This window comes from Saccharibacillus deserti (assembly GCF_013618475.1).
GTDB lineage: Bacteria > Bacillota > Bacilli > Paenibacillales > Paenibacillaceae > Saccharibacillus > Saccharibacillus deserti.
This window is the reverse complement of the sequence record NZ_JABJVN010000002.1, coordinates 379573-403693: the sequence shown is the minus strand read 5'-3', so window position 1 is coordinate 403693 and position 24121 is coordinate 379573. Positions and strand designations below refer to the sequence as shown.

At 54.8% G+C, this 24121-nt stretch carries 22 protein-coding genes; 2 read left to right on the top strand and 20 right to left on the bottom strand.

Annotated features, from left to right (window positions below; genetic code table 11):
* The first annotated feature begins 215 nt into the window (after nucleotides 1–215).
* Nucleotides 216–317 (top strand): FeoB small GTPase domain-containing protein, encoded by a 102-nt coding sequence (locus HOP44_RS23250; RefSeq protein WP_172252173.1) that lies wholly within the window; start codon nucleotides 216–218, stop codon nucleotides 315–317.
* Nucleotides 318–399: 82 nt separating this feature from the next.
* Here the strand turns inward: HOP44_RS23250 and HOP44_RS07855 are convergent, their stop codons facing one another.
* The 8 genes from HOP44_RS07855 to leuB all read right to left on the bottom strand — a co-directional run bounded on the left by HOP44_RS07855 (nucleotide 400) and on the right by leuB (nucleotide 8953).
* The gene (locus tag HOP44_RS07855; protein WP_172252171.1) at nucleotides 400–1647 is read right to left on the bottom strand and encodes a hypothetical protein; all 1248 of its coding nucleotides are present in this window, start codon (nucleotides 1645–1647) and stop codon (nucleotides 400–402) included.
* Nucleotides 1644–2786: a DUF58 domain-containing protein gene (locus tag HOP44_RS07850; protein ID WP_172252169.1), complete on the bottom strand. Its 1143-nt coding sequence runs from the start codon at nucleotides 2784–2786 to the stop codon at nucleotides 1644–1646. Before HOP44_RS07850 ends, HOP44_RS07855 begins: the two co-directional genes overlap by 4 nt.
* A gap of 128 nt (nucleotides 2787–2914) precedes the next feature.
* Complete coding sequence (locus HOP44_RS07845) at nucleotides 2915–4204, bottom strand: DUF4129 domain-containing protein (RefSeq protein ID WP_172252167.1); 1290 nt, start codon at nucleotides 4202–4204, stop codon at nucleotides 2915–2917.
* Entirely contained in the window at nucleotides 4201–5352 is a 1152-nt protein-coding gene (locus HOP44_RS07840) for a DUF58 domain-containing protein (RefSeq protein WP_172252165.1), read from the bottom strand. The genes HOP44_RS07845 and HOP44_RS07840 overlap by 4 nt, the downstream gene beginning before the upstream one ends.
* A complete protein-coding gene (locus HOP44_RS07835) occupies nucleotides 5353–6327 on the bottom strand; it encodes an AAA family ATPase (protein WP_425501829.1) in 975 nt (324 codons plus the stop codon).
* A gap of 217 nt (nucleotides 6328–6544) precedes the next feature.
* Nucleotides 6545–6964 carry a hypothetical protein gene (locus HOP44_RS07830; RefSeq protein ID WP_172198877.1) on the bottom strand — a complete coding sequence of 140 codons (420 nt, stop codon included), beginning with the start codon at nucleotides 6962–6964 and terminating at the stop codon, nucleotides 6545–6547.
* 234 nt (nucleotides 6965–7198) lie between these two features.
* Entirely contained in the window at nucleotides 7199–7744 is a 546-nt protein-coding gene (locus HOP44_RS07825) for a peroxiredoxin (protein ID WP_172198875.1), read from the bottom strand.
* Nucleotides 7745–7873: 129 nt separating this feature from the next.
* Nucleotides 7874–8953, bottom strand: a complete 1080-nt coding sequence (gene leuB / locus HOP44_RS07820; RefSeq protein WP_172252161.1) for a 3-isopropylmalate dehydrogenase — start codon at nucleotides 8951–8953, stop codon at nucleotides 7874–7876.
* Between the two features lie 336 nt (nucleotides 8954–9289).
* On the opposite strand from leuB, the gene HOP44_RS07815 reads away from it, so the two are divergent.
* Nucleotides 9290–10270, top strand: a complete 981-nt coding sequence (locus tag HOP44_RS07815) for an aldo/keto reductase (protein ID WP_172252159.1) — start codon at nucleotides 9290–9292, stop codon at nucleotides 10268–10270.
* Nucleotides 10271–10477: 207 nt separating this feature from the next.
* Here the strand turns inward: HOP44_RS07815 and HOP44_RS07810 are convergent, their stop codons facing one another.
* The 12 genes from HOP44_RS07810 to HOP44_RS07755 all read right to left on the bottom strand — a co-directional run bounded on the left by HOP44_RS07810 (nucleotide 10478) and on the right by HOP44_RS07755 (nucleotide 24078).
* The gene (locus HOP44_RS07810; RefSeq protein WP_172252157.1) at nucleotides 10478–12025 is read right to left on the bottom strand and encodes a 2-isopropylmalate synthase; all 1548 of its coding nucleotides are present in this window, start codon (nucleotides 12023–12025) and stop codon (nucleotides 10478–10480) included.
* Between the two features lie 108 nt (nucleotides 12026–12133).
* Complete coding sequence (ilvC, locus tag HOP44_RS07805; RefSeq protein ID WP_172198867.1) at nucleotides 12134–13126, bottom strand: ketol-acid reductoisomerase; 993 nt, start codon at nucleotides 13124–13126, stop codon at nucleotides 12134–12136.
* 177 nt (nucleotides 13127–13303) lie between these two features.
* Nucleotides 13304–13801 (bottom strand): acetolactate synthase small subunit, encoded by a 498-nt coding sequence (ilvN, locus tag HOP44_RS07800; protein ID WP_172198865.1) that lies wholly within the window; start codon nucleotides 13799–13801, stop codon nucleotides 13304–13306.
* Nucleotides 13802–13803: 2 nt separating this feature from the next.
* Nucleotides 13804–15564 (bottom strand): biosynthetic-type acetolactate synthase large subunit, encoded by a 1761-nt coding sequence (gene ilvB, locus HOP44_RS07795; RefSeq protein WP_172252155.1) that lies wholly within the window; start codon nucleotides 15562–15564, stop codon nucleotides 13804–13806.
* A gap of 742 nt (nucleotides 15565–16306) precedes the next feature.
* Nucleotides 16307–17278, bottom strand: a complete 972-nt coding sequence (locus tag HOP44_RS07790) for an ABC transporter permease (RefSeq protein ID WP_343059834.1) — start codon at nucleotides 17276–17278, stop codon at nucleotides 16307–16309.
* Between the two features lie 3 nt (nucleotides 17279–17281).
* Complete coding sequence (locus HOP44_RS07785) at nucleotides 17282–18358, bottom strand: ABC transporter permease (RefSeq protein ID WP_172252151.1); 1077 nt, start codon at nucleotides 18356–18358, stop codon at nucleotides 17282–17284.
* Nucleotides 18355–19896 (bottom strand): ABC transporter ATP-binding protein, encoded by a 1542-nt coding sequence (locus HOP44_RS07780; protein WP_172252149.1) that lies wholly within the window; start codon nucleotides 19894–19896, stop codon nucleotides 18355–18357. The genes HOP44_RS07785 and HOP44_RS07780 overlap by 4 nt, the downstream gene beginning before the upstream one ends.
* A gap of 109 nt (nucleotides 19897–20005) precedes the next feature.
* Entirely contained in the window at nucleotides 20006–21043 is a 1038-nt protein-coding gene (locus HOP44_RS07775) for a BMP family lipoprotein (RefSeq protein WP_172252147.1), read from the bottom strand.
* Nucleotides 21044–21438: 395 nt separating this feature from the next.
* The gene (rplT, locus tag HOP44_RS07770) at nucleotides 21439–21798 is read right to left on the bottom strand and encodes a 50S ribosomal protein L20 (protein WP_172198831.1); all 360 of its coding nucleotides are present in this window, start codon (nucleotides 21796–21798) and stop codon (nucleotides 21439–21441) included.
* 33 nt (nucleotides 21799–21831) lie between these two features.
* Nucleotides 21832–22032 (bottom strand): 50S ribosomal protein L35, encoded by a 201-nt coding sequence (rpmI, locus tag HOP44_RS07765; RefSeq protein WP_172198830.1) that lies wholly within the window; start codon nucleotides 22030–22032, stop codon nucleotides 21832–21834.
* Nucleotides 22033–22044: 12 nt separating this feature from the next.
* On the bottom strand, nucleotides 22045–22542 hold the full coding sequence (gene infC, locus HOP44_RS07760; RefSeq protein WP_172198829.1) for a translation initiation factor IF-3: 498 nt from the start codon (nucleotides 22540–22542) through the stop codon (nucleotides 22045–22047).
* 297 nt (nucleotides 22543–22839) lie between these two features.
* Nucleotides 22840–24078, bottom strand: a complete 1239-nt coding sequence (locus HOP44_RS07755; RefSeq protein ID WP_172252145.1) for a glycosyltransferase family 2 protein — start codon at nucleotides 24076–24078, stop codon at nucleotides 22840–22842.
* Nucleotides 24079–24121 lie beyond the last annotated feature (43 nt).

The following is a 24121-nucleotide window of genomic DNA, read 5'->3' as shown; positions in this document are numbered from 1 at the left end:
TTGCTTCACCAAATCCGGACATTTTCTTTTTGAAGCATAAAAAAGGCTCCCTGTCGGAACCTTCCTTTTCGTTGATCTCCGTTTACTCTGCCTTCGTCCGCCTAGGATAAGCAATAGGGCATTTTTCGCTTTTTTATCATACTCAAGCCCCTCTGTAAAGTAAAGCGGAATTTTGACGAAAATGCGACAAAAATCACAGCCATTTTCCCTTTACGATGGAAGAAACTCCTGCCTCCATTCTCAATATCGTCGATGCTTCCCAGCCGGAACGCAATTTCTATCTGACGCTGCAGCTGCTGGAATCCGGCCCATGCTGATCGGACTCATTTTGCAGACGTGCAGCGTTTGCGGCAGCCGCGATCCATCCGACAGTCTTTCGCAGCAAAAGAATACGTGGGCTTATCGCTGACCGTCTTCCTGTTGCGTGTATCGGGTCCGATTGTAGCGTTCCACCAGCTCCTCGATCTGCCCGGCTTCCTGTTCGCGATAAACTGGGCTGCCGGCGATTTCTTTGCCCGTCTCGCTTGGAGTCAGCCACGGGCGGAACCGGTATCCCCGGCTTATCGCGCCGCGAATCAACCGGGCATACTCGCGCCTCGCACCTTCCGGTGGCTCGGTGGACGTCTGCGGAGATCCTTTTTTCCTGGCGGGTGCTTTGGACTCCAGCTTCTCGGTTGTATCGGCGTAGGCCGCTTCTTCTGACGGATCCGAAGACTTCGCGGCGATCCGCAAATTCTGCAGCAGACGCTTCAGCCAGTCGGGCAGCCACTTGGACAAAATCTCGTAGCCCAAACGAAGCAGGACAAAAGCAAAAGCCCCGACAGCCGCCACGACGATTCCGGCGACAGCGTAGATGATCCACCGATCCACTCCGCCTTCTCCGTTGTCTTCCAGCTTTTCTTCGGGAACATAAGGCTCGGACGAAGGAGCAGGTTCGGGAGGAGGGGGCGACGTCTCGGGTACATAATCGAGATCGACACCTCCGTACAGCAGCATCAGCCATAGACGATACAGCCATTCCAGCACAACGGACAGTTGGGTCGCCCCGCCGACCAATAGGATCGCCAGCAGCAGAACGGTCATAAATCCCCGATTGATTCGAAGCAGCCGTCCCGGCGGAATCTCGGCTTCTTGGGAAAGGCCCATCGCTTCGCGGATTCTCCCCGCATTCCAGCGCAGCAGTTGGGTCAGCAGCATCCCGGTGCAGGCCGCATAGACGGAGAACGCATACGGCTGCATCAGCTCCGTACGCAGAGCTGCCGCATAGACGACAACCCCCGCGAGCAGTCCGCCGACGAAGACCAAGGTCTGACGGCGGCCGGCGGCGGCCCCGATCTCCCGGTATACGCCGCGTACACCGGCTGCGCCCAGCAGGATCAGAAGCGGAGCCGTGCGCAGCCCCAATCCGGCGAAAACGGCGAGCAGTACGGAAGCTGCAGCCGGAACGGCCATCGCCGCCAGATAAGCCGTCTGACGCGGCAGATGCCTGCCTGACGCAGCTCCGCACGCCAAGCTGAGGAAGCAGATCGCGGCCGCCGCATAAGGCGACAATTCGAATAAATACAGCGACAATAGAAGGATCCACGGGTACAGGAAGACTGTATCCCCTGCGGCGACAGCCAGCGCTTTTCCAACCGTTTTACTCATGCGCCGGCTCCCTCCTTGTCCAAGGCCGCTTCCCAAGACCGGCTTCCGGCCGTTTTGGCGGAAAGGGCAGACAATTCGTTCCCGGGATCGATCAGGCTTACCTTGTGTCCCAATCTCTCCAGCCGTTTCGCCGCCTGCCAAACGGCCGGCTCCTTCGATGCGCTGATCACGAGGTAATCGCAGGGAGCCCCCCGTTCCGCCGCTTCCGCGTCCAGACATACGGCGAGCGGCCGACGGCGCTTCGGCCGGATCCCCGACATCGCTTCCATCAGCAGATGACGGTGGAGTGAACCCGCGCCGGAAGGAATACGCGCTGCGGAGACCGTGTGCGCATTATGCGTAAACCCGACCGAAACGCCGTCTGCAATCAGCCGAACGGCCATGGTCGCCGCCAGGCTGATGGCCTGTTCGGCCTCCGCTTCTCCTCCGCCGTGTTGAAGCCCGGGAACGACATCGCCGATATCAAGGACCAGAATAACGTGCGGATCGGCGGTATGCCCTTGGCGGTACACTTGAAGTCCTCCGGTTCGGGCACTCGCTTTCCAGTGAATCCGGTTCATCGGATCCCCCGGCGCATACTCCCTCGAACCTTCGATCATGAACGGATCTTCCAGAATCCATCTGCGCACCGCAAATTCGCCCTGCCAGCTGTGCCAATCGTACGGCAGATGCCGATCATCCAGCAGACGCGGATACACGATCAGGGAGTTGCTGATCTGCTCCGAACGCGAACGCAAGACGAAACCGAGCAGATCGCCCGACGTCATAAATACCGTGGACAGCCGAAAAACACCCCGGCCTTCGCATTTCACGAAATGCCTTCGCGTGACGCGCCTTCGGGGCATGAGCGTAAAGCCGCTCGTATGCGTCTGATAGACGCTGCCCATCTCCAGTTTCATCGAAGCCTTTCCCCGAAACCGAAAAGCGGCGGGGAATTCGGATTCCATGCGCAGCCAGGGAACCGGAAGTTTTTTGTCGTTCTCGATCACTTCAACCAACTGAAGCTCGTCTCCCGCATGACAGCGATTTTTGTTGAAACTGCGGGTGTAGAGGATCCCTTGCAGGGCAGAGCGGCCGATCAGCCAGGCCTGCGCGGCAACCAGCAGCGTTCCTGCCAACATCATCCAAAATAAAGCCAATCCTTTCCCCTCTTTCGTCAAGACGGTCTTCCGTCGGAATTTCCTTATTCCTCCATTGTAACCGGAACGAACAAAAGCAGGCAAAGTCGATAAACGGCCGGAGCACGGGCATGCCGTACTCCGGGATTTCAATCCCGGCCGTCCGCCGGGCCGTAACGCGCATCGTTATAGCGATCGACCAGCTGTTCAAGCTCGGTGGAAGAAAGATCGCTGTGCGCATGATTCGCAAGCTCCCGCCCGTTCTCCGCCGGAGTCCGGCTTGGCCGAAGCGGGAATCCTTTGCGGGCAGCCTGCAGCACCACGCTTCGATAACGCAGCCGCGGATCGTCGCCGGTATACCCGGCTTCTCGGCCGCCGCGGCGGAAGAAGCGTTTGAGCCCGCCCGTTTTCTCGGCGGAAAGCTTCTCGGCTTTGTCGGTGTAGGCCTTGTCGGACTGGGAAGCGCGGATGTCGCGCATCATGCCGAATTTGGCAGCCAGGTTCCGCATCAGGTTGCGGACGCCGTTCGGCAGCCAGCGGCCGAACAGACGATAGAGCAGCCAAAAGATTCCGAGGCCCGCCGCCAGCCAGAATAAAGTCAACAGAACGTACCCGACGATCTTCAGCCACAAAGGGGTTTCTTTGGCGCCGCCTAATTCCTGCAGTTGGGAATAGTCGGCGCCGGGCATCTGCGGAGCGGTCTCCGGCTGCGAAGGGCTTCCGGGAAGAGTGCCTCCGAAGATGGACAACCACCATTCGCGGAGCGCATTCAACGCTCCGGTCGGACCGCCGATGACCCCCGCCAGAATGATAACGGCGGCCACGATCCAGGTCAACCGCCGATTCGCGGTCAGTACCCCGGCAAGAGCCGACGTTTCTTGTTGGGCGGCATGCCGGACCCGGTCTCCATTCAACAGCAGAAGCGTCAGCGCCAGAATCAGCGTGGAAACGCTATACAGCAGAGGAAGATAACCGGCCAGATCGGGTAGGCGCCCGGCGGCCACATACAAAATCAGCAGCGCGGCAACCCCGGTCAGCGGAACCCGAAGCTGCATATTGTCACACAGTTGACGCCGGCCCGTGAGCAGTCCGCGCAGCGCCGCAAGAAGCAGGGCGGCGGCTCCGGCGGCTTTGGGCAGCCATCCGCCCGGTAGAAGGAGCGCGGTCAGCAGGGCGGCGGCAAAAGGCAGCAGCGCCGGCCAGCGGGCCATGCGCCCTTCCGCTTGGCGCAGACCGACCAGATTGGCGAATACATGCACAGCGAATACAAGCAGAAGCAGCAGCAGATCGGACAGCTTCAATGCGTAGTGCGCCAACAGTACCACGGCCGCGTAAGCCGACAGCGTTTCGAGCAGCGAATAAACGGCTGGACGTCCGAAGCCTTTTAACAGCGGCAGGGATGCCGTCCGGTTTGAAGAACGTTCCGACTTGGTCATCATACGGCCTCCTCTGCAGATGCCGGACCGCGCCGCTGCGAGGAGCGGACACCGGACGAAACCAGGCCCGGCTCGTTTGCCGTAAACCCGGTAACTCCGACCCGATGGCCCAGCCGTTCCAGCGAAGCGATCGCTTCTTCGACCTTCTCCGAGCGATGGGCCGTCACGACCAGATAATCGATCGGTTCCCTGAACTCGCGCTGCGCTTCAAGCTGAAGCAGCTCGTGAAACGGCAGACGGGACTTCAGTTCGAATGCGGCCATCGTTTCCATGAGCCGATTCAAATGGACGGGACCGTAATCCGGTTCCAGGCGGCAGCCGTCTTCCCCAAGCTGGGAACCGCCGTTGTGCGCAAATCCTGCGGCCATTCCCTGCCCGATCAGAGAAGCGGCACAGGTCGCCGCAAGCGAAAGCTGCCGCTCGACCAACCCGGTCCGGGTCACGACGCTCCACATGGACTCCGAATCTTCGACGTTCAGCAGAAGGATGACGCGGGGATCGGCGGAATAACCGCTTTTATGCACTTGAAGCTGCCCCGTACGCGCACTTGCTTTCCAATGGATCCGGTTCATCGCATCGCCTTGCGCATATTCCCGGACTCCCGTAAACAGAAACGGATCTTCGACGATCCAGCGGCGGACCGCAAGTTCTCCCTGCCACGTTTTCCAGGAGATCGGCAGTTCGCCGTCTCCCAACAGGCGGGGATAAATAACCATCCGCATATGCAGCTCGACCTTTTTTGAAGGCGCATACAACCCGAACAGGTCTCCGCCCGTCATCGTTGCCGATTCGATCGGATAAATGCCCCGGCTCTGACAAACGATCCGGTGCGTACGCGTAATCTTGGTTCGGGGCGGCAGGGTGAACAAACTGGTATGGTTCTGATAAATGTTGCCTTCACTGACATTCGTATCGTCGCTGCGCGCAAACAGCAGGGCCGAAGGCAGCATCGCTTCCAGCCTCAGCCACGGTACCGGCAGCGGCTTGCGGTTGGAGAGCGTCTCGACCATCTCGATCTTCTCTCCCGCCCGGCAGGCATATTTGCTGAAATCGCGCTTGTAATCGAGCCGGGCCAGCGCCGGCCTGCCGAGCAGCAATCCCTGCACAATCACAATGAGTCCGACCAAGAGCAGCAGCCCAAACAGCGCCATTTATCTCACTTCGCTTTCGAGTCCCTTTTCGCTCGGAACAGGGATGCTGTCCGTCAGTTCGGCCAGTATGCGTTCGGCGGGATTATCCTGCAGGCCGTAGCGGTTGTTCAGCACCAGACGATGGGCGCAGACCGGGACGAGCAGCGTTTTGATATCGTCGGGCAGCACGTAATCGCGTCCCTTGAGCGCCGCATAGGCTTGGCAGGCGCGAAGAAGGGACTGCGTCCCGCGGGGACTGATCCCCAATGCAAGCTCCGGATGGGTTCTCGACGCTTCGGCAAGCGCCACGATATAGTCGAGCAGATCGTCGGCGATCGTGACGCGGCGGCAGGCCTGCTGGGCTTCCAATACTTCTTCCGCCGTAGCTGTCAGCGCAGCCGAGTCCGCGGACAGTCCGCCGACCTGCACGGTGCGGCGCAGAATTTCGCGGCCTTCCGGAGCCGACGGATAACCGAGCTTCATACGGATCATGAATCGGTCCATCTGGGCTTCCGGAAGAGGGAAAGTCCCCTGGTTGTCGACCGGGTTCTGCGTAGCCAATACCATGAACGGCTGTTCCAGTTTCATGGTCTCTCCGTCTACGCTGATCTGCCGCTCCTCCATGCATTCGAGCAGACTCGACTGGGTACGCGGCGTCGCCCGGTTGATCTCGTCCGCCAGTACAATGCGCGCAAACAGCGGTCCGGGGCGGAAATGAAACTCGCCGTCTTTTTGATTGTAGAAATGAATGCCCGTCAGATCGGACGGCAGCAGGTCGGGCGTGAACTGGATCCGCTGAAAAGTCAGGCTGAGCGAAGAAGCGAGACTCTTGGCCAGCATCGTTTTGCCGGTTCCGGGTACATCTTCAAGCAGGACATGGCCCGAAGCGAGCAGGGCGGTCAGCAGCAGATCGACCTCCGCATCTTTCCCCACGATAACGGTTCCAATATTTTGTTTGAGTTTCGAAGCGAGTTCCTGTACGTTTGGCATGAACATTCCTCCGTCTTTTTGCGGCGGCTTCCGTACAAATCGAAATAACGCATTCCGGCTTATGTAACGAAGCTTTAGCTTATTGTTTTCCTGTTTCTTCCTCATTATTCATTTTAACAAAGACGATAGCCTTTTCCAAATTTAGCAGTCGATGATAAAACAAAACCGGAAGGATCGGGTACGATCGCTTCCGGTTGTTGAATTTATTCGGGCAAAGAATCGCTCAGGCTTTTCCGTTGCTGTTCTGCTGAATCTTCTCCAGCTTCTGGCTCATCACCGCAAGGCGCCGCTTGAGCTCCAGCTGCCAGCGTTTGTCGCCCATCTGTTTCGCAACGGCGAGCAGATCCAAGGACAAATCGATCTGGTTGCGAACCGATTCCAGTTTGTCGTCGCTTTCGATACTGACGCAGTTGGCGAAAATCTCCGCATCGTCTTCCAGAATGTAATCCTGGAAATCGATTTCCGATTCGCCGTCGCCATGCGCATATTCGGCCAATATTTCATATTCGTTCTCGACTTTGTAATGAACTTCCATCCGTTGGCACACTGGACAATACAGCAGAGGAACGTTGTGAACTTGCGTCCGGTAGTGGGTCAGCGTTCCCTTTGTTCCGATCATACTGGCTCCGCAGCAAAAACTCATGGCTGTTCACCCTTCCTATGTTGGCTTATACCTATGTTAACAATCAACCCATCGACGGAACTTTGAATAATGTTTAAATTTGAACTGTCTATTTTGACGGTTTCATGGCCTCATCTTAGCACGTAAATTTGTACGGTACCAGATAAAAAGATGCAAAAAAGTCTTCTTTCCGACCGAGGCCGAAAAGAAGACTTTGTTCATAACCGCAGCTCATCGACGGATCGATGCGCAGCCTTACCCTTGCAGGGTTTGGTCGCCCGGTTTCCAGTTCATCGGGCACAGGCCGCCCGATTGCAGCGCTTGAAGCACGCGCAGCGTTTCTTCTACGCTGCGGCCCACGTCGTTATGGTTCACGACTTGGTACTTCAGTTCGCCTTCCGGATCGATAATGAACAGGCCGCGCAGAGCTACGCCTTCTTCTTCGATCAGGACGCCGTAGTCGCTAGCCACTTTTTTCGTGATATCCGAAGCGAGCGGGAAGTTGATTTTGCCGAGACCGCCGATTTCCGTTGGAGCCGCGATCCATGCTTTGTGGCTGTGCACGGAATCGATGCTTACGCCAAGAACTTCGGTATCCAGCGTCTGGAAATCGCCGTAAGCGTCGCTCAGCGCCGTAATTTCAGTCGGGCACACGAACGTGAAGTCAAGCGGATAGAAGAAGAATACGAGCCATTTGCCGCGGTAATCTTCAAGAGATACTTTGCCGAAATCCTGCCCGTCTCCGGATACAGTTTCCATTGTAAAGGCCGGAGCCGGTTTGCCTACCAAACGTTCTGCCATTGTGTAAATCCTCCTTCAAAATGACACCCGGTGACGGATGTTTTCTGCATATTCTGAAACCATGACACTATGTTATCACCGGGATTTTTCGAAGTCAAGATTGTAACGCTTATTTATTTATAATAATTATCATTTGCGAATTGCATTGAGAATCAGCTCGCCCATTTGCGTCGTGGACAGTGCGTTGCCGCGTCCCGCGGCGATGTCGCTCGTGCGGTGTCCGGCGTCCAGCACTTCCGCCACGGCCCGCTCGATCGCGTCGGCCGCCTCGCTGTAACCGAACGTCAGACGCAGCATCAACGCGGTCGACAAGATCGTCGCGATCGGGTTCGCCAGCCCTTGTCCGGCGATATCCGGCGCGGAACCGTGTACGGGCTCGTACAGGCCGTAGCTGCCCTCGCCGAGCGAAGCGGATGCCAGCATGCCGATCGAACCGGTCAGCATCGCGGCTTCGTCGCTCAGGATGTCGCCGAACATATTCTCCGTTACGATGACATCGAAGCTCGACGGCCGGCGCAGCAGCTGCATGGCGCAGTTGTCGACCAGTACATGTTCCAGTTCCACTTCCGGATAATCCGCGGACACGCGAATGACCGTTTCCCGCCACAGACGCGACGTTTCGAGCACGTTCGCCTTGTCGACCGAAGCGAGCTTCTTGCGTCGTTTCATCGCGATCTCGAATCCCTGGCGGGCGATGCGCTCGATCTCCGTGACGTTATACGCGCACGTATCGACCGCTTCTTCGCCAAATTCCGTCTCGCGGCGGAACTTCTCGCCGAAGTAGATGCCGCCGGTCAGCTCGCGCACAACCATCAGGTCGGTGCCTTCCAGCACTTCCGGTTTCAGCGTGGAAGCGTCTTTGAGACAGTCGAATACGACGGCCGGACGCAGATTCGAGAACAAGCCGAGCTCTTTGCGGATACCGAGCAGGCCCGTCTCCGGACGCAGCTCTTTCGGGTTGTTGTCCCACTGCGGTCCGCCGACCGCGCCCAGCAGCACGGCGTCGGCGCGTTTGCACACGTCGAGCGTTTCCTGGGGCAGCGGCGTACCTTTTTGGTCGATTGCGATACCGCCGAACAGCGCGTGCTCCGTTTCGAACGTATAGCCGAACACTTCGCCGACTTTTTTCAGCACTTTTTCCGCTTCCGCCACCACTTCCGGCCCGATGCCGTCTCCTGCGATTACCGCGATCTTTTTCGTCTCAGCCATGTGTCGCACTTCCTCTTCTCATCAAATTCCCGCCGGCGAAACGCTCGCGCCTTCCGTCGCCGCTTCCGGGTGCAAACCTTTATTCAAAAACAGTAACATACTCCGTCAGGGATTGACCAAGATATAGAAACTATGACCTTCATAGGTTTTGCCTATTAAGTAACGACGGAACAAGCTTGGCGGCACCGAAAAAGAGCGTTTACCGAAAACGTTTTGGACTATTTGCGCTTACCTTAAGAAATTTGATTCTGATTCGATGGATTGTTACAATAAATAGGGTAATAGGATCCGAAAGCTGTTTGGCCAAACCACTTATCGAGGAGCTGAGCGAACAACATGGAATACACGTATCTGGGAAAGTCGGGGCTTAAAGTCAGCCGAATTTGTCTGGGCACCATGAATTTCGGAGGGCAAACCGACGAAAAAGAATCGTTCCGCATCATGGACGCGGCGCTTGACGCCGGTGTCAATTTCTTCGATACTGCAAACGTTTACGGAGGAAAAGACAATGCCGGCCTGACGGAAGAGATTATCGGCCGCTGGTTCAAACAGGGCGGAGGCCGCCGGGAAAAAGTTGTCCTGGCGACCAAAGTCTACGGAGGCATGGGCGACGAAAACGACGGGCCGAACGGAGATCGCGGCTTGTCCGCCTACAAGATCCGCCGGCACCTGGAAGGCTCGCTGAAGCGTCTGCAGACCGACCACGTCGAGCTGTACCAAATGCACCACGTCGACCGCAACGCTACCTGGGACGAGCTGTGGGGCGCGTTTGAAGTGGCTGTCAACCAGGGCAAGATCGGATATGTCGGCTCCAGCAACTTTGCCGGTTGGGATATCGCCGTTGCACAAAAGGAAGCGGAGAAACGCGGCTTCCTCGGACTGATCTCCGAACAGCACAAATACAGCCTGCTGACCCGCGAACCGGAACTCGAAGTGCTGCCCGCTTCGCAGGCGCTCGGTCTCGGCGTAATTCCGTGGAGCCCGCTCGCCGGCGGACTGCTCGGACGCAACGCGCTCAAGAAGATCGAAGGTTCGCGCAGCGGAGGCAACGCCGAGCTGGTGGACAAACACAAAGAACAGCTGGAGCAGTTCAAGACGCTGAGTGAAGAACTGGGCGAGCAGCAGGATACGGTTGCGCTGGCTTGGCTGCTGGCCAATCCGGCCGTTACCGCGCCGATTATCGGGCCGCGTACGATCGAGCAGTTCGAAGATGCTCTTCGCATCGTAGAGTTGAAGCTGGGCGAAGCCGAGCTGAAACGTCTGGACGAAATCTTCCCCGGCCCGGGCGGGTCCGCTCCGAACGCCTACGCCTGGTAAGGCTCCATAGGGCATAGCCCGAAAAGCCGACCCGGAGTCGCAGCGGGACGCCGGGTTGGCTGTAGGCACATAAAAACCAGAGGTACACGCAAAAAGGTCCCGCAGTCCGAACTTCGGACTGCGGGACCTTTTGCGTAGGTGCGGCTCCGGGGGATCGGTGCCGCGCCTTGTGCAGAAGCAGGAACTTCTTCGATGCCCGTTCCCGTTCTACCAGACTTTCTCGGCGCCTTTGCGTCCGCTTGGCAGACGACGGTTGGCTGCCAGACGGTTAAGCGCATCGACGTACGCGCGGGCGCTCGCTTCAAGCACGTCCGTGCTGACACCGCGGCCGCGAACCTCGATCTCGCCCTGCCGCATGGTCACGTGCACTTCGCCGAGCGCATCCTTGCCAAGCGTAACCGCCTGGATCGAATAGTCGACCAGCGTGACTTCTTCGCCGACGGCCTGATCGATTGCATTGTAGATCGAATCCACCGTACCGTTGCCGCTGGCTTCGGCTGTACGGCTGCCTTCCTCTTCGACGGATACGGTAACGGTGGCTTTCGGGGCCGCTTCGGTTGCGAACGAGAAGCTCAGCGACTCCAGCGCGTATTTTTCCGGCGCATCCGGCAGACGCTCTTCCAGCAGCGCAAGCAGATCGTCGTCGGTGATTTCCTTTTTCTTGTCCGCCAGATCTTTGAACTTGGCGAAAGCTTCGTTCAACTGCGCTTCTTCCAGCGTATAGCCCAGTTCAAGCAGCTGTTCCCGGAAAGCGTGACGGCCGGAATGTTTGCCCAGGACAAGCTTGCTTTCTTTGAAGCCCACCGTTTCCGGCGACATGATCTCGTACGTCGTTTTCTCTTTGAGCATGCCGTCCTGATGAATGCCCGATTCGTGCGCGAAGGCATTCGCTCCGACGATCGCTTTGTTGCCCGGTACATTCATGCCGGTCAGCTTGCTGACCAAGCGGCTTGTCCGCGCGATTTCGCTCAGCACCAGACCGGTCTTGGCACCGAAGTAATCGCCGCGGGTCTCGAGTGCCATCGCGATTTCTTCGATTGCCGTATTGCCCGCACGCTCGCCGATCCCGTTGATCGTGCCTTCGATCTGATCCGCTCCGTTCAAGATGGCGGCCAGCGTATTCGCCGTCGCCATGCCGAGATCGTCGTGGCAGTGCGCGCTCAGCTGCACTTTCTCGATCCCCGGCACGGTTTCTTTGAGGTGACGGAAAATCGCACCGTACTCGGCCGGATTCAAATAGCCGACCGTATCCGGAATATTCACGACATAAGCGCCTTCTCGGATCGCCATGGCGACCATCTCGGCGCGGAAATCGGCTTCTGTCCGGCCTGCGTCTTCAAGCGAGAATTCGATTTTCGAAAAATATTTCTTCGCATACCGAATCGCGGACTGGGCCGCTTCCAGCACCTGATGCTTCTCCATCTTCAGCTTGTACTTCCGGTGGATCGGCGAAGTCGCCAGGAAGACATGCAGACAAGGATCGACCGCGCCTTTCAGCGCTTCTCTGACCGCATCGATATCGCCTTCCCGGGAACGCGACAATCCGACGACGCTGGCATTTTTGACTGCGCGGGCTACGGCGTTCACCGCGGCCAGATCGCCGGGCGATGCGGCCGGGAAACCGGCTTCCATTCGATCGACGCCCAGTTTCTCCAGTTGATGCGCGATTTCGACTTTCTCACGCGTATTCAAGTTGACGCCGGGCGATTGTTCGCCGTCACGCAGCGTCGTATCGAAGATATGAATTTTTCGCACGGATTGCGCCTCCTTTTTTTGGATAAAGAATGGTAAGACGGAAAAGGGCTGCCCCGGTCACGTTTTTCACGCGGCCCGGGATAGCCCCGTTTCCTTATTGGCTGACTCTTACTTCTTGATCCAGTGCATCATGTCGCGCAGCTGTGCGCCTACGACCTCGAGCTGATGCTCGGATTCGTTGCGGCGGGTAGCCGTCAGGAACGCGCGTCCCGATTGGTTCTCCAGCATGAAGTCGCGCGCGAATTTACCTTGTTGGATATCCGTCAGCACTTCTTTCATGGCTTTCTTCGTGTCTTCCGTTACGATCCGTGGGCCGGTTACGTAGTCGCCGTATTCCGCCGTGTTGCTGATCGAATCGCGCATCGTCGACAGACCGCCTTCGTACATCAGGTCGACGATCAGTTTCAGCTCGTGCAGGCATTCGAAGTAAGCCATTTCCGGCGCATAGCCGGCTTCTGTCAGCGTTTCGAATCCGGCTTTGACCAGCGCGCTCACGCCGCCGCACAGGACCGCTTGTTCGCCGAACAGATCGGTTTCGGTTTCTTCGCGGAACGAAGTTTCGATGACGCCTGCACGTGTACAGCCGATGCCTTTGGCATAAGCCAGGCCGATATCCTTCGCTTTGCCCGTAGCATTCTGGTGGATCGCGATCAGGCCCGGTACGCCGAAGCCTTCTTCATACGTTCTGCGAACCATGTGGCCCGGCGATTTCGGAGCGACCAGCAGGACGTCGTTGCCTTCTTTGGCGACGATCTGACCGAAGTGAACGTTGAAGCCGTGCGCGAACAGCAGGGTCGCATCGGATTTGAGGTTCGGTTCGATTTCGCTTTTATACACGGAGGCTTGCGTTTCGTCCGGCATGAGGATCTGAACGATATCGGCGCGCTTGGTCGCTTCGGCAACCGAGAGGACTTCGAACCCGTCTTCTTTTGCTTTGTTCGCCGATTTGCCTTCGCGAAGACCGACAACGACCTGCAGACCGCTGTCGCGCAGGTTCTGCGCATGCGCATGTCCCTGGCTTCCGTAGCCGATAATCGCGATCGTTTTGCCTTGAAGTACGTTCAGGTCCGCATCATTTTCGTAGTAAGTCGTAATTGCCATTCTTATTTCCTCCTTTGTGTATAAAGCCTCAACCCTGCCCAAACAAGCGGGTAGCTCAGCGGAACCGGCGCGGAACAAAGCGCGTACCCGCGGTTCCGTTCAGCTCCCCGCCCGTTAAGGCGAGTCGAGCCGACGTTCTTATGTGGGTTCTATCAAATGCCGATCAGGTGTTTACGTTCAGGCGTTGCCCCGGATCATCGCGGTAACCCCGGTGCGGGAAAGTTCCCGGATTCCGTAAGGAGACAGAAGTTCGATCATCGCATCGATTTTTTCCGTATCTCCGACAACCTGTACCATCAGACTATGCGTGCCGATATCCACGACTGCCGCCCGGAACGTTTCGACCAGGCCCATGATTTCCGGCCGTGTTCCCGGTTCCGATTTGACTTTGATCAGGGCAAGTTCCCGGCCGACCATCGGATTGGCGCTCAAATCGACGACTTTGATGACATCGATAATCTTGTACAGCTGCTTTTCGATCTGTTCGATCGTTTTGTCGTCTCCGGTGCTGACAATCACCATCCGGGAAAGTCCCGGTTCTTCCGATTGCCCTACGGTGATGCTCTCGATATTGAATCCCCGGCGGCCGAACAATCCGGATACCCGCTGCAGGACCCCCGGCTGATCGTTCACCGAGATCGCAATGGTATGTTTGGTCTGCGTCGTATTCGTCATGGTCACTCGTCCCCCATCAGCATTTGATCCAGCGTCTTGCCCTGCTGTACCATCGGATACACGTTCTCGCCCTTCTCGACCACGAAGTCGATTACGACCGGTCCCGGAGTATCCAGCGCTTCCTGCCACACGGCGCGGGCTTCTTCTTTGGTGGTCGCTCGCAGGCCTTTGACCCCGTAGGCTTCCGCCAGCTTCACGAAGTCCGGACTGCCGGAAAGGTCGATATGGCTGTACCGGTTGTCGTAGATCAGTTCCTGCCATTGGCGCACCATGCCCAGTACCTGATTGTTCAAAATAACGACTTTGACCGGGATATTGTTGATTGCGCAGACTGCCAGTTCCTGCGAACACATCTGCACGCCGCCGTCGCCGTTGATCGAGATGACCAGACGTTCCGGCTGAGCCATCTGTGCCCCGATTGCGGAAGGAAGACCGAAGCCCATCGTACCCAGGCCGCCGGAAGTGATCCACGAACGCGGTTTGTTGAATTTGTAATACTGGGCGGCCCACATTTGATGCTGTCCGACATCGGTCGTCACGATCGCTTCGCCTTTGGTCGTCTCGTTCAGCAGCTCGACCACCCACTGCGGCTTCAGCCCGATCTCGTCTTCTTTGTACTCGTCTTTATAACGGAACGGCTTCTCCGCTTTCCATTGTTGAAGCTGCGAGCGCCATTCGTCCGCCAATTCGGCGCGTTTTGCCGACTTGTTAAGCAGTTCAAGTACCGTTTTGACATCGCCTACGATCGGAATGTCCGTTTTGACGTTTTTGCCGATCTCGGCCGGGTCGATATCGATATGCGCGATCTTGGCTTTCGGCGCAAATCCGTTGAGTTTGCCGGTTACCCGGTCGTCGAACCGTGCCCCGATACTGATCAGCAGGTCGGATTCCTGAATCGCCATGTTCGAAGCGAAGGTTCCGTGCATCCCCGGCATGCCGAGCCAGTGCTCGTTGCCGCTCGGGAAACCGCCCAGTCCAAGCAGGGTTGTCGTAATCGGGATACCCGTTTTTTCGACCAGCTCCAGGAGGGCTTCATGTCCGCCGGAGTAGACCACGCCGCCGCCGGCCAGAATCAAAGGACGTTCGGCCTGCGAGATCGCTTCGGCCAGACGTTCCACCTGCAGCTTGTTCGGCATCATCCGCGGATTGTATCCGCGCAGCGCTACCGGTTCCGTATGCGGCTGGAACAAAGTCATTGCGGCCGATACGTCTTTGGGAATATCGATCAGGACAGGACCTTTGCGGCCCGTGTTTGCAATATGGAACGCTTCATGAATGATCCGCGGAAGCTCGTCGACACTGCGAACCAGATAGCTGTGCTTGGTAATCGGCATCGTGATCCCCGTGATGTCGGCTTCCTGGAAAGCGTCGGTTCCGATCAGCGTGGAAGCGACGTTGCCGGTAATGACCACCAGAGGCGTCGAGTCCATATAGGCTGTCGCGATACCGGTAACGAGGTTGGTCGCTCCGGGGCCGGAAGTGGCAATACAGACGCCGACTTCGCCGGCTGCGCGTGCATAACCGTCGGCCGCATGAATCGCTCCTTGTTCGTGGCGGGTCAGCAGATGATGGAAGTCTTTGAAGCCGTACATGGCGTCGTAAATATACAACACCGCTCCTCCGGGATATCCGAATACGCACTTTACGCCTTCGAGGACCAGACTGCGAAGCAGGATATCCGAACCGGTCAGGACTTCCTGTTTATCCACCCATTTTTCTTTCAATTCTTCCGTCGATCTTGCTTCTGGCATTTGCGCGCTCATCGTTACTTCCTCCTCCCAAAGATCACATCAATCTTACATCGTCAATTTGCAAAGGGCCGCCAAAACGGATTTTCCCGTTCTTCGTTGGGCGGATCCGCGTCAGGCAGTCGTTATAAAAACCAAAAAACCTTCCGCCCCGCAAAGCAGAAAATCTGCTTCGAGGGACGAAAGGTTATTATCCTCACGTGGTACCACCCAAATTTGCCGACACCTCTCGGTGCACAGCCTCAAGCGGGTCAGAAATCGAAACCTTCGATTCCAAACTCGCGGTCCATAACGCGAACCCCACGATTTTCCCTAATTGCCGAACGCCTCTTCTCCGCGCAAAACGGATCGTCGTTCGCTTTTCAGGAAAATGGCTCCGAGGTGAGCTCGTATATAAGGGATTTTGGCGGTGGATTACAGCGTACTACTTCCCCGCTCTCTGGCAAAAGAGCCCTTAAAACTTCGTCCTCTTCATAGCCGATCAGTTATTCTCACTGCTTGTTGCTGAATGTTAGGGTTATTATATGACTTTAGTTTTAACGAAGTCAACACCTATTTTCAACAAAAAATAAAAATACGAATTAAAGCATCCTTTCAACACAGACCCGACGTCCGTCAGGCAAGGACAAAAAAACCGCTCTCCCACCAGGAAAATCCGGTAGAAGAGCGGTTAAAGACTTGCGAATTCGTCATCCTATACAGGCACTTGTCGTCGCCGCAAGGACGCGAAAAGCCTGCAGGAAGCTTCTTTTCGGGATTAACGCTTGCCGGGGTCGTAAGCTTCCCCAAGAGCTGCCGGAGCTCTCGATTTGCCGACAGCCACAACCAGTACAATAACGGTCAGCACGTACGGCAGCATCAGGATGAAATCCTGCGGGATGCTGGCCGACCATTCGAACAGCTGTACATAGTTCCGGATCGCCTGCGCAAAACCGAAGAACAGCGCTGCACCGAAGATGCCAAGCGGATTCCACTTGCCGAAGATTAGCGCTGCAATAGCGATAAAGCCCTGGCCGGAAATTGTCGTATGCGAGAATAGTCCGGTCGTCGTCAGCGTAATGGTTGCGCCGCCGAGACCTGCCAGTGCTCCGCTCAGCATAACGCCAATATAGCGCATCCGATTGACATTGACGCCTACTGTGTCCGCTGCGCTTGGGTGCTCGCCGACAGCGCGCATCCGCAGACCAAACTTCGTTTTATAGAGCACATAATACGTCACAAATACGAGAATAATGGCAATAAAAGTAGTCGGGTACGAATTCAGAAGACCCGTTCCCAGGATCGGTCCAATAACGGGAATTGACGCAATATCAGGGAAACTCAATTTGGCCAGACGGTTCGCCAGCAGCGGAGTTTCACCTGCGCCGTCAAACAGAAGCTTCACCAGGTACAAGGTGATCCCCGTCGCCAGGAAGTTGATGACGACACCGCTGATCGTCTGATCCGCTTTGAACGTAATGGTCGCAACGGCGTGGATCAAGGCCCCCAATACGCCCACGACGACCGCTGTCAGCAGGCCTATCCAGGGAGCGGACGCGCCCATTCCGGCTTCTTCCGCATAATGCGTTCCCACTGCGGCAGCGAAAGCGCCGAATACCATCAGACCTTCGATACCGATATTGACGATACCCGAACGCTCCGAGAACAGGCCGCCGAGTGCGGCAAAGATCAGGGCGGTCGAGAAGACGAGCGTCGTATTGATCAGGTTGCCGAATGTAAGAAGATCGATCATTTACAACACCTTCTCTTTCTTACGCTTGTAAACAGGTTTAAGAATAAAGCGTACAATTCCTTGAGCCGCGATAAAGAATATGATCGAACCGATGACAATCTGGATAATCTCCGACGGTACACCCGCTTCGAAACTCATTCCCGAAGCCCCGTACGTCAGCATACCGAACAATCCGGCACCGGCCAATACGCCAAACGGATGGGTCATCCCGAGCAACGCTACCGCAATCCCGTTGAATCCATACTGCGGCAGTGAGGAGTATATGCTTTGATAATGGAATACGCCCAATGTCTCAAACGCGCCTGCCAGACCGGCCAATACACCGCTGATAAACATCGCTTTAACAATATTTTTGTTCACGTTAATTCCTGCGTATCGAGCGGCTTCAGGGTTGCTGCCGACTGCACGAATTTCAAAGCCTTGTTTCGTTTTCCAGAGGAAATAGTAGAAAAAGATTGAAGCCAGAATAGCAATCAGAATTCCCCAGTGAACGCGGGCATTGCCCATCATTTCCGACAGCCAGCCAATCGAAACCCAGGACGAAGACTCAACGTCGAGTGAACGTTGGCTGCCCGGCATCAGCAGGAACGTTCGAACGATATAGTTGCAAAGAAATAAAGCAATCCAGTTCAACATGATGGTTGTGATAACTTCGTTGACGCCCCGTTTGGCTTTGATATAACCGGCGAGTGCCGCCCACAGACCTCCGAACAGTGCGCCTACGATGACTGCAAGCGGTGCATGAATAATTGCAGGAAGACCGGTCACTTTGATCCCGATCAGCGAAGCTCCGGTCATTCCCATCAGGACTTGTCCTGCTGCGCCGATGTTAAACATACCTGCCCGGAACGCGAAAGCAACGGCAAGACCGGTGAGTACGAGCGGAGCCATCTCACGCAGCGCTTCGCCGAATCCGTCCAAAGAACCGAAGACTGATTGCAGCAGAGCCATATAAGCAGTGATTGGGTTGTAGCCACCGATAAACATCACAACAGCTCCCAGCAGCAGACCCATGAAGATAGCGGCCAGCGAAACGATAAACGAATCGCTCGCAAACCATTTCAGAAATTTATTCATGCTTTAACTCCTCCCTGAACCTGACGGCTGCCCGCCATCATAAGGCCCAGCTCCTGATCGTTCGTTTCTTCCGGACGTACTTCTCCAATCACTTTGCCTTCGTATACGACGATAATTCGATCGGAAACGTTCAAAATTTCGTCCAGTTCAAACGAAACGAGCAGAACGGCTTTGCCTTGATCGCGCTGACGGATCAACTGGGTCTGCACGAACTCGATCGCGCCTACGTCAAGACCGCGTGTCGGCTGCGCAGCAATCAAAAAGTCCGGATTTTTGTTGATTTCGCGGGCAATAATCGCTTTCTGCTGATTGCCGCCGGACAGCGAACGGGATTTGGTATGAATGCTCGGTGTGCGCACATCGAAAGCTTCAACCAAGCGCTTTGCCAGATCGTTGATTGCGCGGAAATTCAGGAAGCCGCGCTTGGTATAAGGCTGCTTATAATAGCTTTCGAGTACCATATTTTCACTAACCGAAAAGTCCAGTACAAGACCGTGCTTGTGCCGGTCCTCCGGAATATGGCCGACGCCGGCTTCCGAAATCTGACGAGGCGTATGGCTGCCGATTTCTTTGCCGTTGAGCATAATTGAACCGCTGTCGATCTTGCGCAGCCCTGACAGCGCTTCGATAATTTCTGTTTGCCCGTTGCCGTCAACACCCGCGACTCCAACAATTTCGCCGGCATGCACATCAAACGTCATACCATCCAGCACAGACACACCGTTTTTGTTTTTCATCGATACATTGTTGACTTCGATGATTTTCTCTTTTGGCTGCGCCGGTATCTTGTCTACTTTGAACGAGACGTTCCGACCGACCATTTTCTCGGCTAGTTCAGCCGGACTGGTATCGCTTGTTTGTACGGTATCGATCACTTTACCCCGACGAATAATCGTGACCGTATCGGACACGGACATGATTTCTTTCAGTTTATGGGTAATCAGAATGATCGATTTGCCTTCGGCGACAAGCCGCTTCATAATCTCGATCAGCTCCGATATTTCCTGCGGAGTCAATACGGCGGTCGGTTCATCGAAAATTAGAATATTCGCGCCGCGATAAAGCGTTTTGAGGATTTCGACACGCTGCTGCATGCCGACCGAGATGTCTTCGACTTTCGCATTTGGGTCAACCCGGAAACCATACTGGTCGGACAGCTGTTTAACCTTCTCCGAAGCAGTCTTATAATCGATTTGTATACCGGCTTTGGAAGGCTCCATACCCAGAATAATATTTTCAGTGACCGTAAACGGTTGAACCAATTTGAAATGCTGATGCACCATTCCGATTCCCAGATCAATCGCTTTGTTCGGACTGTCAATCGCTACAATCTGTCCATTGATTTCAATCTGTCCTTCGTCAGGCTGATACAGCCCAAAAAGGATGTTCATCAGCGTCGATTTACCTGCACCATTCTCACCGAGCAGGGCATGAATCTCGCCTTTATGCAGCTTGATGCTGATTGAATCGTTGGCAACGATTCCGGGAAAACGCTTTGTAATTTGCTTTAACTCAACAACCGGTGCTGCAGCAGCCATAAGATCACCCTTTATCTTTCGTAGTGGTCCTGCATTTAACGGTAAACGTAGCGACAAGGCCGGTTCAAGGAACCGGCCTTGTCACAAATTCTATTATTGTAAGGAGCGATTATTTTACAGTAGGAACCGTAATTTCGCCGCTGACAATTTTTTCTTTGTAAGACTGAACTTCGTCAAGAACTTCCTGCGGCACGTTGGCACTGGATGTATCAGCAATGCCTACGCCATCTTCTTTGAGTCCGAGAACGGTTGTTGTGCCGCCTTTGAATGTTCCGTCAATAACTTGCTGCGATACGGTCTTGATCGCAACGTCTACACGTTTGATCATGGAAGTCAGCGTAATTTCGTTGCCGAAATCGATCGATTGGTCTTTGTCTACACCGATAACCCATACGCCTTGACCTTTGCGGTCTTGGGCTTCGTTGAATACGCCATTGCCTGTGCCACCGGCAGCTTGGAATATAATGTCTACGCCATCGTTGTAAAGCGTAGATGCTGCTGCTTTACCTTCGTCGGGCTTGTCGAATCCACTTGCATAAAGAGCCGTAAACTCAGCCTTCGGGTTAACTGCTTCAATACCCGCTTTAAAGCCGATTTCGAACTTCTTGATGGTCGGGGATTCTGCACCGCCGACAAAGCCGATTTTATTGGTTTTTGTCATTTTGCCGGCAATAACGCCGACCAAGAACGCACCTTCATTCTCCGAGAACAGAACGGATTCTACGTTCGGAGCGTCAACTGCCGCGTCGATAATGGCGAAGTTGGAATCCGGATTTTGGGTGGCAATTTCGCCCAGTGCCTTTTCCAACGCGAAACCGATTCCCCAAGTCAGATCGTATCCGCCTTTTACAAATTTATTAAGGTTTGGCTGATAATCGGCTTCGCCCGTACTTTGCAGGTACTGAACTTTGATGCCCTGCTCTTTCTCAAGAGCTTGCAGAGCTTCCCAAGAGGTCTGGTTGAACGACTTGTCGTTTACGCCACCCGTATCGGTAACCATACCGATCTTGATGTCGCTGCCCGTCTTGCCGCCTTCGCCTTCACTGCCGGTCGAAGTGGTGCCGCCGCTTTTATTGTTGCCGCATGCGGCCAGAACGAGCGAGAAGGCCAACAGCATGAAAAGCGAGAATTTTACAGCTTTTTTCATTTTGGATAGTTCCCCCTTAGAATCTTTGCCTGCATAAGGCGAGCGCCGGTTGTATGAACGGTCTGGACTGAACCGCAAGCGTCTCTCTCAACAGGATGCTTTCGCTTTACAGATTATACATTCAGTCCGCTACAAAATCTACTATTAAAAATCGAATTCCAACACAAAATTCGTTTTTTTTGAACTGGAACCGCTTACGACCGGGATAGTTCACATCCGTTGTGACTTAATAACGAACAATCCCTTTGATCGTTTAAGGAAACATTGTTAAAACGCTTTAAAGTGCTAAATAATGTGAAAAGAGATTTTATCTTCTTTCATCATTTTCAGAACATACAAAAGGCCCTTTACCGCGAAATTCGCATTTCGGGTAAAGAGCCTCGTTTACGCTTGATTTAAGCGTTGACTTTTTCTTTTGCTGCGGATGCCAGCGTGTTGAACGCCGTCAGGTCATTTACAGCCAGATCAGCCAGCATTTTACGGTTTACGTCGATACCCGCCAGTTTCAGGCCGTGCATCATTTTGCTGTACGAAAGACCGTTTTGGCGTGCTGCCGCGTTGATACGCACGATCCACAGTTTGCGGAAGTTGCGTTTCGTCTGACGACGATCGCGGTAAGCATAGATCAACGATTTGTTGACCTGTTCTTTTGCCGTTTTAAAAATGCGGTGTTTAGAACCGAAATAACCTTTTGCCAATTTCAATACTTTTTTATGACGACGACGTGTTACAAATCCGCCCTTCACTCTTGCCATATCTAAAGACCTCCCAGTCGGTTATGTTGAAAACTATTTCAGTTGCTTGAGTCCTTGTGCCAGACGCTTAACGTCGCCCGAAGCCATCAGATGATCGGCTTTCAGGTTGCGCTTTGCACGTTTGGATTTGTGCGAGAGCAGGTGATTTTTGTGCGAGCTGTAACGGGTAACTTTACCGGTACCGGTAATTTTGAAACGGCCTTTCAAACTGCTGTGTGTTTTCATTTTAGGCATTGTACTTTCCCCCTATTGGTTTTTCGGACCCAAAATCATAATCATGCTGCGGCCTTCAAGCTTCGGCTGACGCTCGACGACGGACAATTCCGCCACTTCGTTCCGAACGCGTTCGAGCACTCTTTGGCCGAGCGATGCGTGTGTGATCTCGCGGCCGCGGAAACGCACGGAGCATTTCACTTTGTCGCCGGCTTCGAGGAACTTCACCACGTTGCGGAATTTCGTCTGATAATCGTTTTCTTCGATGTTCGCGCTGAAGCGAACTTCTTTGAGCTCGACGATCTTCTGATTTTTGCGGGCTTCCTTGTCTTTCTTTTGCTGCTCATAACGGAACTTGCCGTAATCCATGATCCGGCAAACCGGCGGTTTCGCTTGTGGCGCCATGTTCACCAAATCCAAATTCAGGTCTGCTGCCATCTGAAGCGCTTCACGAATCGGCTTGATTCCGATCTGCTCGCCTTCCGCGCCTACCAGGCGTACTTCGCGCGCCCGGATTTCCTCATTGATCATATGGTCCTTACTAATAACCGTCCACCTCCGAATCGAGTTTGTTGCAAGGGCTTATTTGCCCATAATAAAAGGGATACGGACAAACTGTCCGCATCCCGGTGATCTTCAATCTTCATGAGGAAAAACTCTTCATAAACGATCGGATCGGGAACCAGCCGACAATGCCGGGCAGGTGAGAAGCGGAGCTTCTGCTTTTGAATCCTAATGGTTAAACAACACTTTGACTACTATACCGGAAAGACTCGAACTTGTAAAGACCTTTTTCGAAAATTGTTTGTGCGGCTTTCCGGCTGCCGTTTAGCTTTGTTCGCTTTGCATTTCGTCCAGTCGGACGACCCGGGTATGCTTGGTGTGGCTCCACTGCTTGTTGTTCTGCGTGAAGAACGCATAGAACGTGATCGGGAACCACGACAGCAGGTAGATCGGGAAGAGCAGCATGTACACATACACTTTCCACGATTTGACCTTTTCCAGAATCATGGCGACGAAGAATACGGCGACCTGGGCCACGATGGCACCGGCCGCTACCCACAGCGGCATGTACGTGTACATGGTCACAAGATGCGGGCCTTTGAACAGAACGATATCGCCGTAGAGCACGACGGTCAGCATCAGCGTCAGCAGTACGATATACACGTTGACCGCGTACAGCGCCATGTCGAACTTGACCAGGCTGCGATCACGGATACTTTTCCATAGGAGCGGGAAGAAGTATTTGCGCGCCACCGTGAAGTGTCCCTGCATCCAGCGCAGGCGCTGAACGGAAGAAGCTTTGAACGTCAGCGGTTTCTCGTCGTAAATTTTCGCGTGGTAGTTGAACTTCGGATATACGCCGAGTGCGACGCAACGCATGGTGAATTCCAAGTCTTCGACCAGGCTTGTTGCGCCCCAGCCCATTTCCTTGAGCAGCTTGTTGTCGAAACACATGCCCGTGCCGCCGAGGAAGTTGGCCATGTTCAGATTATGGCGCGACAGCTGCCACAACCGGTTGATGTACCAATACGAAATCCCGTAAGCGGCCGTGATCCACGAATCGTTCGGGTTCTTCGTATCGATGTAACCCTGAATGACCTGGGCTCCCCGGCAAAGATCGTCGTTCATGCCGAGCAGGAAGTCCGTATGGGCCAGGTTGTCCGCGTCGAGCATCACGATGCCGTCATATTCGCGGTCGAGCTTCCACAGCTCTTCCAGCATCCACTCGATGGCGTATCCTTTGCCCCGAAGGTTGGGATTCGTACGTACGCAGGCGTTCCAGCCGTGTTCGCGCACGATATCCGCCGTTTTGTCCGTACAGTTGTCGCAAATGACGAATACGTCGTACAATTCCTTCGGATACTTGAGACGTTTCAAGTTTTCCATGAGCGCCCCGATGACCTGCTCCTCGTTGTGAGCGGCCACCAGAATGGCGAACGACTTTTGCGGTTCAAACGGTTTCTGCTTTTTCTTTTTGTACAATCCGAACAGTGCGAAACCAAACTGATACACTCCGATTATGGCCAGCAGCACCTGGAGCGTCATGAATATTCCTTGCAGCATGATTGGTTGAACCCCCTTTTTGTTACCCCTATGTTCACAGAAA